The sequence below is a fragment of the Kitasatospora sp. NPDC093558 genome, assembly GCF_040683475.1.
Lineage (GTDB): Bacteria > Actinomycetota > Actinomycetes > Streptomycetales > Streptomycetaceae > Kitasatospora.
Genome location: NZ_JBFBDY010000245.1, coordinates 1 through 9,374, shown reverse-complemented (window position 1 = coordinate 9,374; position 9,374 = coordinate 1). Strand labels below are relative to the sequence as shown.

Annotated in this window: 6 protein-coding genes and 1 tRNA gene; 1 reads left to right on the top strand and 6 read right to left on the bottom strand. The window is 71.2% G+C overall.

Features of this window, described 5'->3' with window-relative positions; genetic code table 11:
- Window positions 1-92 precede the first annotated feature (92 nt).
- From pknB to AB0O00_RS21785, 6 genes are all read right to left on the bottom strand, one after another.
- Window positions 93-2,198, bottom strand: a complete 2,106-nt coding sequence (gene pknB, locus AB0O00_RS21810) for a Stk1 family PASTA domain-containing Ser/Thr kinase (RefSeq protein ID WP_363654207.1) — start codon at window positions 2,196-2,198, stop codon at window positions 93-95.
- Window positions 2,199-2,458: 260 nt separating this feature from the next.
- Window positions 2,459-3,916, bottom strand: a complete 1,458-nt coding sequence (locus AB0O00_RS21805; RefSeq protein ID WP_363654205.1) for a penicillin-binding protein 2 — start codon at window positions 3,914-3,916, stop codon at window positions 2,459-2,461.
- Window positions 3,913-5,289: an FtsW/RodA/SpoVE family cell cycle protein gene (locus tag AB0O00_RS21800; RefSeq protein ID WP_363654209.1), complete on the bottom strand. Its 1,377-nt coding sequence runs from the start codon at window positions 5,287-5,289 to the stop codon at window positions 3,913-3,915. Before AB0O00_RS21800 ends, AB0O00_RS21805 begins: the two co-directional genes overlap by 4 nt.
- 160 nt (window positions 5,290-5,449) lie before the next feature.
- The gene (locus tag AB0O00_RS21795) at window positions 5,450-7,096 is read right to left on the bottom strand and encodes a protein phosphatase 2C domain-containing protein (protein WP_363654203.1); all 1,647 of its coding nucleotides are present in this window, start codon (window positions 7,094-7,096) and stop codon (window positions 5,450-5,452) included.
- 53 nt (window positions 7,097-7,149) lie between these two features.
- Window positions 7,150-7,692 (bottom strand): FHA domain-containing protein, encoded by a 543-nt coding sequence (locus tag AB0O00_RS21790; RefSeq protein WP_363654201.1) that lies wholly within the window; start codon window positions 7,690-7,692, stop codon window positions 7,150-7,152.
- Between the two features lie 46 nt (window positions 7,693-7,738).
- Window positions 7,739-8,593, bottom strand: coding sequence for a DUF3662 and FHA domain-containing protein (locus AB0O00_RS21785; protein WP_363654199.1), 855 nt, complete (start codon window positions 8,591-8,593; stop codon window positions 7,739-7,741).
- Window positions 8,594-9,029: 436 nt separating this feature from the next.
- Between AB0O00_RS21785 and AB0O00_RS21780 the strand changes: the two genes are divergently transcribed.
- Window positions 9,030-9,113 (top strand) — tRNA-Leu (locus tag AB0O00_RS21780).
- Window positions 9,114-9,374 lie beyond the last annotated feature (261 nt).

Below are 9,374 nucleotides of genomic sequence, written 5' to 3'. Positions count from 1 at the left end.
GTCGCACGCGCTGCGACGGGCCCTCGGGCGCTACCGACCCTGCTGGTCCCGGAACCTTCCGGAACCGTCAGAAGAAGGGGAAGAAGGGGGGCTTAGTTGTTCCCTTTGGGGTTGGAGGGTGTGGGGAAGGGGTCGCCCCCTTTGGGCGGATCGGCCGGCTTCGTGACCAGGTTGACCTGGGTGTTCGGGTCGACCTGGGTGCCGGCCGCCGGGTTGGTCATGATGACCACGGCGTTCGGGTCGGACGGGCCCGTCACGGTGTAGCCGAGGCCGAGCTTCTGCAGCTTGTCGATGGCGTCCGACAGCTTGACGTTCTGCAGCGGCGGGACGGTGGCCTTGTCCGGCGCCTTGAAGATGGTCAGCTGGATCTTCGTGTTGGCCGGGGCCTTGGTGTTGGCCGCGGGCGTCTGCGCCGCGACGGTGTCGACCTTGGTCGGGTCGGTGGCCGGCACCGTCTTCGACATGTCGACCTGGAAGCCCGCGCCCTGCAGCTGGGCCGCCGCGGCGTCCTTCTGCATGCCGACCACGGACGGGACGGCGATCTTGGTCTTGCCCTGCGAGATCGTCAGCTTGATCGGGGCGCTCGGGTCGGCCGGGCTGTTGGCGGCCGGGTCCTGGGCGGTGACGGTGTCCTGCGGGGCGTTGTCGTCGTCCTTGTACTCGGTGGTGACGTTGCTGAAGCCGGCCGCGTTGAGGGCCTGCGTCGCCTGGTCCTTGGTCTTGCCGGTCACCTGCGGGACGTTCGCCTTGGCCGGGCCGGAGGAGACCTGCACGGTGATCGTGCTGTTCTCCGCGACCTGGGTGCCGGCCACCGGGGTCTGGGTGCAGACCTGGTCCTTCTTCACGTTGGCGTCCGGGCAGGCGATCTTGTCGCCCTCGGTCACCACGAGCTTGGGACCGGCCTGCGTGGCCGCCGTCTTGGCGTCGGCCAGGCTCTTGCCGACCAGGTTGGGCGCGGCGAGCTTCGCGGGCTCCTTGGCGCCGCCACCGCCGTTGAACATCGCCTGGGCCACGAAGAACGTGCCGACCAGGACCAGCACGGCGGCGACCGCCAGCACGATCCAGGAGGTGTTGCTCTTCTTGGGCCGGTCCGCGCCGCGCCGGCCGCCCTCGGAGCCGTAGCCGTCGTCGCCGCCCGGGGCGCCGGCGTAGGTCTGGCCGTAGCCGTCCTCCGGGTAGCCGCCCTGCTGGCCGTAGCCGGGCTGGCCGACCTGCGGCAGGACGGTGGTCGGACCGCCGGGCTGCTGCGGGAGCACGTTGGTCTGGCCGTACGGGTCGTGCTGCGGGTAGCCGTTCTGGTCGTAGCCGTACCCGGCGCCCATGCCGTAGGCGGCGGCCTGCTGGGCGGCGGCGACCGGGAGGCCGTCGAGGAAGCGCTCGATGTCGTCGCGCATCTCGTCGGCGCTCTGGTAGCGGTAGTCCCGCTCCTTGGCGAGCGCCTTCAGCACGATCGCGTCGATCTCGGGGCGCACCTCGGGGTCGAAGACGGACGGCGGCTGCGGCTCCTCCCGGACGTGCTGGTAGGCCACGGCCACCGGGGAGTCGCCGACGAACGGCGGGCGGACGGTCAGCAGCTCGTACAGCAGGCAACCGGTGGAGTAGAGGTCGGACCGCGCGTCGACCTGCTCGCCCTTGGCCTGCTCGGGGGAGAGGTACTGGGCGGTGCCGATGACGGCCGAGGTCTGCGTCATGGTCATCCCGGCGTCGCCCATCGCGCGGGCGATGCCGAAGTCCATGACCTTGACGTTGCCCTGCCGGGTCAGCATCACGTTGGCGGGCTTGATGTCGCGGTGGACGATGCCCGCCCGGTGCGAGTACTCCAGCGCCTGCAGGATGCCGATGGTCATCTCCAGCGCGCGCTCCGGCAGCAGCCGGCGCCCGGAGTGCAGCAGCTCGCGCAGGGTGGACCCCTCGACGTACTCCATCACGATGTACGGGATGGAGATGCCGTCGATGTAGTCCTCGCCGGTGTCGTACACGGCGACGATCGCGGGGTGGTTCAGCGACGCCGCCGACTGCGCCTCGCGGCGGAAGCGGGCCTGGAACGACGGATCCCGGGCCATGTCGGCCCGGAGCGTCTTCACTGCGACGGAACGGCCGAGCCGGGTGTCATGGCCGAGGTACACCTCGGCCATGCCGCCGCGTCCGAGGACGCCGCCGAGCTCGTACCTGCCGCCGAGGCGACGAGGCTCTTCCATAGTTCCGACCCTCTCCCTCACCCGCCGGTGAGGTTGTGACGTAGGTGTCCCCGCACGCTCTGGGTGACGCCGCGCGGGCCGCGACCGGTTCTCCGGCCGGGTCGTGCGCCGCCTCGCGGGCGGCAACGGGCACACCCGCTGCTGGCGGATACGCTACCGGTCGTACCGCGTCGGACCGGAGTCACCCGTGGGCCGATATCAGACCGGTATCCGAACGGGGGTGCCGACCGTGACATTCCACTCACCGCGGCACCTGCCGGTCACTTGCCGAGCACGGCCTGCATCACCGCCTTGGCGACCGGGGCCGCGAGCCGGCCGCCGCTGATGCCGTCGCGGTTGTTGGAGCCGTCCTCGACGACGACCGCGACCGCGACCGACTGGCCGTCCGAGGTCTTGGCCCAGGACGTGAACCAGGCGAACGGCAGGCCGGCGTTGTCCTCGCCGTGCTGCGCGGTGCCGGTCTTGCCGCCGACCTGGATGCCGGGGATCTTGGCGTTCGTGCCGGTGCCGTTCTCGACCACCGAGACCATCAGGTCCTGCATCTTCTGCGCGGTGGCCGGGCTCATGGCCTGGGAGAACTGCTTCTCGGTGTGCTTGGAGATGGTGGTCAGCGAGGCGGAGCGCTCCTGGTCGACCAGGTAGGGCGTCATCAGGCTGCCGTTGTTGGCGATCGCGGCGGAGACCATGGCCATCTGCAGCGGGGTGGCGCGGGTGTCGTGCTGGCCGATCGAGTCCTGGGCGGTGCCGTCCAGGCTGGCGCTGTTCGGGAAGATGCTCTTCTCGGAGCGGACCGGGGTGTCGACGGTGCTGTTGAAGCCGAACTTCTCGGCCTGCGCCCGCATCTTGTCCTTGCCGAGGTCGGCGCCCATCTTGGCGAAGACCGTGTTGCAGGACTGGTCCATGCCGGACTTGATGGTGGCGTTCTCGCACTTCTCGTTCGGGCTCTCGTTCTTCAGAACGGTGGCGGTGCCCGGGAGGGTGTACGGGTCCGGCGTGCTCGTCGCGTCGTCGATGTTCTGGTAGAGGCCGTTCTCGAACCCGGCGGTCGCGGTGACCAGCTTGAAGGTCGAGCCGGGCGGATAGGTCTCCTTCAGCGCCCGGTTGAGCATCGGCTTGTTCGGGTCGGCGTTGAGGTCCGTCCAGGCCTTGGAGTCGGAGTCCTCGCTGCCGGAGATGGTGCCCGGGTCGTAGGACGGGGTGGAGACCAGGGCGAGGATCGCGCCCGTCTTCGGGTCGAGCGCGACGACCGCGCCCTTCTTGTTGCCGAGTCCGTCCCAGGCGGCCTTCTGGGCCTTGGCGTTGATCGTCGTGACGACGTCGCCGCCCTTCTTCTGCTCACCGGTCAGCATGTCCAGGGTGTTGCGGAAGAACAGCCGGTCGTCGGCGCCGGAGAGGATGCCGTCCTCCAGGTTCTCCAGCCCGTTGGAGCCGTAGACCTGGGAGGAGTAGCCGGTGACCGGGGCGTACATCGGGCCGTCGACCCACGAGCGCTTGTACTTGTAGCGCAGGCCGTTGACGAAGTCGGACTTCGTGACCGGCTGGCCGCCCACGATGATGTTGCCGCGCGGGTGGGCGTAGCGGTCGAACTGCTGGCGCTTGTTGTTGACGTTGCTCGCCCAGGCGTCGGCCTGGACGCCCTGCACCCAGTTGGTGCGCAGCATCAGGGCCAGGATCAGCACGAGGCAGAAGATCGAGACCCGGCGGATCGGCTTGTTCATCTGGCGGGTCCTCCCTGGCCCTCGGTGGCGGGGGCGGGTTCGACCCCGGGTCGGCGGGCGCTGTCGCTGATCTTCAGCAGGATCGCGATCAGCGCCCAGTTGGCGACCACTGACGAACCGCCCTGGGCGAGGAACGGCATGGTCATTCCGGTCAGCGGGATCAGTCCGGTGACCCCGCCGGCGACGACGAAGACCTGCAGCGCCATGGCCGAGGCGAGACCGACGGCGAACAGCTTGCCGAACGGGTCGCGGGCGGCGAGCGCGGTGCGCAGGCCGCGCTGCACCAGCAGCGCGTAGAGCAGGAAGAGCGCCATCAGGCCGGTCAGGCCGAGCTCCTCGCCGAAGGAGCCCAGGATGAAGTCGCTCTTGGCGGCGAAGTTGATCAGCCAGGACCGTCCCTGGCCGAGGCCGGAGCCGGTCACCCCGCCGGAGCCGAGGGCCATCAGCGACTGGCCGATCTGCTCGGTGGAGCCCTTGGGCGGGTGCGCGGCGAAGGCGGCCATCGGGTCGAGCCAGGCGTCGATCCGGGTCTTCACGTGGCTGGTGGTCATGGCGACCGCGGTGGCGCCGCCGACCGACATCAGCAGGCCGAACAGGATCCAGCTGGTGCGCTCGGTGGCGACGTAGAGCATCACCACGAACAGGCCGAAGAACAGGAAGGACGTGCCGAGGTCGTTCTCGAAGATCAGGATCAGCAGGCTGAGCAGCCAGATCACGACGATCGGGCCGAGGTCGCGCCCGCGCGGCAGGTAGAGGCCCATGAAGCGGCGGCTGGCCAGGGCCAGGGCGTCCCGCTTGACCATCAGGTAGCCGGCGAAGAAGACGGTGAGGATGATCTTGGCGAACTCGCCGGGCTGGATGGAGAAGCCGCCCATCCGGATCCAGATCTTGGCGCCGAAGTCCTCCGCGCGGGCCGGGAAGAACGCCGGCGCGGCGAGCAGGACGAGGGCCGCGACCATCGAGATGTAGGTGTAGCGCTGGAGGACGCGGTGGTCCTTGAGGAACACCATGACGCCGATGAACAGTGCGACGCCGAGGCCGGACCACATCAGCTGGTTCTCGGCGGCCTTGAAGTTGCCGCTGAGCAGCTTCCCGGCCTTGTCGAGCCGCCAGATCATCACCACGCCGAGCCCGTTGAGCAGGGTGGCGATCGGCAGCATCAGCGGGTCGGCGTACGGCGCGAAGCGGCGGACCAGCAGGTGTGCGACGAGGGCGAGCGAGCCCATCCCGAGGCCGTAGCCGAGCATGCCGCCGGGCAGCTCGGAGTCCATGGCGAGGCCCACGTTGGCGTAGGCCAGGACCGGCAGCAGGACGGCGAAGACCAGCAGCACCAGCTCGGTGTTGCGCCGGTTGGGCGCTTCCTGCGGGCTGATGGTGGTGTTGCCCCGGCGCCGGGTGGCGGGCCGGTCGGCCGGCGTCCGGCGGCGGCCGGGCCGGCTCGCGCCGCTGCTCAGGTCGTAGGTGCTCACGCGGTGGCCGCTCCCTGACGGCCGGCGGGCCCGCCGGGGGCGGGCCTATGTCGGGTCACGGGCGTCACGGCTTCGGGCAGGACTCGGCGCGCTGCCGGTCCTCGCTGCTGAGGCCGTCGTCGGCCGGGCTGGGGGTCGGCGCGGGGGTGGCGGTGGGCGCCGGGGTGGCCGGGGCGCTCGGGGTGGCCGAGGGGGTGGGCGTCGTGGTCGGAACGGCGGCCACGGGGGCGTGGTTCTTCTCGCTCGGCCGCTCGCTCGGGGTCGGCGCGGGGGCCGCCACGAACCCGGCGGGGTCGGCGTACACGGTCTGGGTGGCCTGCGTGCCCGTCGGCTGCCCGGTGGCACCGGTCTTCGCGGTGCCGACCTTCTTGCAGAGCTGGGCCCAGCCGTCGAGCTCCTTGATGGTCGCGTCGGCGTCGCCCAGGCTGTTCACCGAGATGGTCTTGGTGACGTGCGCCTGCTGGTCCGTCGGCAGGTACTTGAGCTCGATGTCCTTGTACTCGGCGTGCACCGAGGAGAGGCTGAGGCCGGCCAGGCTCTGGTTGATGCCCTGGTAGACGGCGACGTGCCCGCCCTCCGCACCGACGTAGTACTGGCCCTGCGTCCACTGGTAGCCGAAGTACCCGCCGCCGCCGAGCACGCCGAGGGCGACCAGGACGGCGAGCGAGACCTTGAGCCCCTTGCGCTTGCGCTTCGGCGGCGCCTCCTCGTCGAAGTCCTCGGTGCCATACACCGAGGGCTCGGCGCCGTCGTAGCCGCCGTACTCGCCCTCGTAGCCCTCGGCGGGACCGAAGCCGCCCGGCGCGCCGTAGCCGTAGCCCTCGGCGGGGCCGAAGGCGCCCTGGGGGGAGCGGCCGAGGCCGGCGGCGCGGCCGGCCGGGGTGTCGGCGATGGAACGGTCGGTGGCGGTCGGGGACGGCGGGGCGTCGGCAACCGCGCCGACCACCATCGGGACGTCGTTGAACTGGCCGCTCATGGTGTCCGTGGCGCCGACGTCGATGACGTCCGCCACGATGCAGGTGATGTTGTCCGGGCCGCCGCCGCGCAGCGCGAGCTGGATCAGCTCCTGCACGGTCTGCTCGGGCGCGTAGTAGCTGCCGAGGGTGGCTTCGAGCGTCTGGTGGCTGACCGGGCCGGAGAGGCCGTCGGAGCAGATCAGGTAGCGGTCGCCGGCCCGGACCTCGCGGATCGACAGGTCGGGCTCGACCTGGCCGCGGCCGTCCAGGGCCCGCATCAGCAGCGAGCGCTGCGGGTGGGTCTCGGCCTCCTCGGGCGTGATCCGGCCCTCGTCGACCAGCCGCTGCACCCAGGTGTGGTCCTGGGTGATCTGCACCAGCGAGCCGTCGCGCAGCAGGTAGGCGCGGGAGTCGCCGACGTGCACGAGGCCCATCCGCTGGCCCGTCCACAGCATGGCGGTGAGCGTGCAGCCCATGCCCTCCAGCTGGGGGTCCTCCTCGACCATCTGCCGCAGCCGGTCGTTGGCACCCTGGACGGCGTCGCCGAGCAGGGTCAGCAGGTCGGCGCCCGGCACGTCCTCGTCCAGACGGACGATGGAGCCGAGCACCTCGGAGGACGCGACCTCGCCGGCCGCGGCGCCGCCCATGCCGTCGGCCACGGCCAGCAGCCGCGGCCCGGCGTAGCCGGAGTCCTCGTTCCCCTCCCGGATCAGTCCCTTGTGGGAGCCGGCGGCGAAGCGCAGCACCAGGGTCATGCGACCTGTGCCCCCCTCTGGGTCATGGACGGGATGCTGTCCCTCATGCGCTACTACTTCCGCAGTTCGATGACGGTCCTGCCGATACGGATCGGCATGCCCGGCTGGAGCGGGGTCGGCGCGGTCAGGCGCTGCCGGTCCAGATAGGTGCCGTTGGTGGAGCCTAGATCCTCGACCGTCCACTGCCCAGTCTGGTCGGGATAGATCCTGGCATGCCGGGAGGACGCGTAGTCGTCGTCCAGCACGATGGTGGAGTCGTGCGCCCGGCCCAGGGTGATGGTCTGGCCCTGTAGCGCGACGGTGGTGCCGGCCAGCGAGCCCTGGACCACGACGAGCTGCGTCGGGGCCCCGCGGCGCCGGCCGCCGCCCGCGGTCGGGGCCGCGGCGTTGCCGCCGGCGCCCGGCGCGGGGCGCCCGGCGGGGGCGGTGGCCGCACCGGCTCCGGCCGCGGGCGCGGCTGCGCCGCGGCGCGAGGAGCGGGGGTTCACCTTGGTCCCGAAGAGGTCGCTGCGGATCACCTGGATCGCGACGATGACGAACAGCCACAGCACGGCCAGGAAGCCCAGCCGCATCACCGTCAGGGTCAGTTCGGACATGGCCGCCCCGCGTGTGGGTGAGCGAAGCGAGCGAACAAATCGGACACTACCCTTCGACCTGTCGGTAGACGATGGTGGTGGAGCCCACGACGATTCGCGAGCCGTCGCGGAGCGTAGCGCGCTGGGTGTGCTGTCCGTCCACCACGATGCCGTTGGTGGAGCCCAGGTCGAGGACCATCGAAGGGGTGCCGGGGCGGATCTCGGCGTGCTTGCGGGAGACGCCGGGATCGTCGATCCGGACGTCCGCCTCGGTCGAGCGGCCGAGCACGCAGGCGCTGCCGGAGATCTGGTGGCGGGCGCCGTTGACCTCGATCCAGCGGCGGACCGAGGTGCCGTGACCCGAACCGGGGAAGGCGCGCACGTTGCCGCCCGCGGTCGGCGGGGCCGGGGGCATGGCGGGGGGCGCGGCCGGCGGCGGGGGCGCGCTGTACTGGTCGGCGCCCGGCTGCTGCCACGGCGCGCCGGGGGCCGGGGCGGCCGGCGGGCGGTCGTAGCCGGGCTGCGGCGGCGCGTACTGCGCGGGCTCCTCGGCCGCCAGGGTGCGGCTGCGCACCCGGTACAGGCCGGTGTCGAGGTCGTCGGCCTTCTCCAGGTTCACCTGGAGGGGGCCCATGAAGCTGTACCGCTGGGCCTCGGCGTACTCGCGGACCATGCCGGAGAGCTCGTTGCCGAGCTGCCCGGAGTAGGGGCTCAGGCGCTCGTAGTCGTGGGGGCTCAGCTCGACGATGAAGTCGTTCGGCACGACGGTGCGGTCGCGGTTCCAGATGCTCGCGTTGTTGTCGCACTCGCGCTGCAGCGCCCCGGCGATCTCCACGGGCTGGACCTCGGACTTGAACACCTTGGCGAAGGTGCCGTTGACGAGACCCTCGAGCCGCTGCTCGAACTTCTTCAGCACTCCCATGGGGCACCCCCTTCCAGGGTTCGTTCGCCTGCCTGCCGACCGGGGGACCCGGAGAGCCGGTCGTGCCTACTTGCGGTACTTCCGTACTGATCGTATCCACGCCGGGCCCATCCGTACGGTTCCCGGACCGCGTCGTGGCCGGGGGTGGGCTCGGACACACAGGGTGACGCATATCGGGTACGGCACGCCAGGTGTGCCCGTCGGAAGGGGGTTCCACGCTTCGCTCGGGCGTTCGGAGTGCATCCGTTCGGATGCGCTCGGGTGGCGGACCGGGGGTGGAAGCGTCCCGCCGGAACGGATTCGGAGGACTCCCCCTGGTCGTGCTACTGTTTTCCACGTCGGAAGGGCCGCCCGAGAGGGAGGCCGGAACGAAGACCGCGAGGGCCGCGAGGCGCTGGTGGATCGGAGGGCCGGTCGGCACGGAAGACGCACCCATGCGCGGGTGGCGGAATAGGCAGACGCGCTGGATTCAGGTTCCAGTGCCCGAAAGGGCGTGGGGGTTCAACTCCCCCCTCGCGCACAGCGAAGCCCCGCAGATCTTAGGATCTGCGGGGCTTTCTCGTTCTCCGGTACGGTCCGCCCGGCCGGGCTCCCGTACCTGAGCCGATGTCGGCTCAGGTACGGGAGGCGGGCAGTTCGGCGCGGACCTCGAAGCCGCCCTCCTGGGTGGGGCCCGCGGTCAGCGTGCCGCCGAGCAGCTGGGCGCGCTCGCGCAGGCCGACCAGGCCGTGGCCGCCGCCCGGCAGCGTCAGGGCGTCCCGCCGGGCCGGGCGCACCGGCG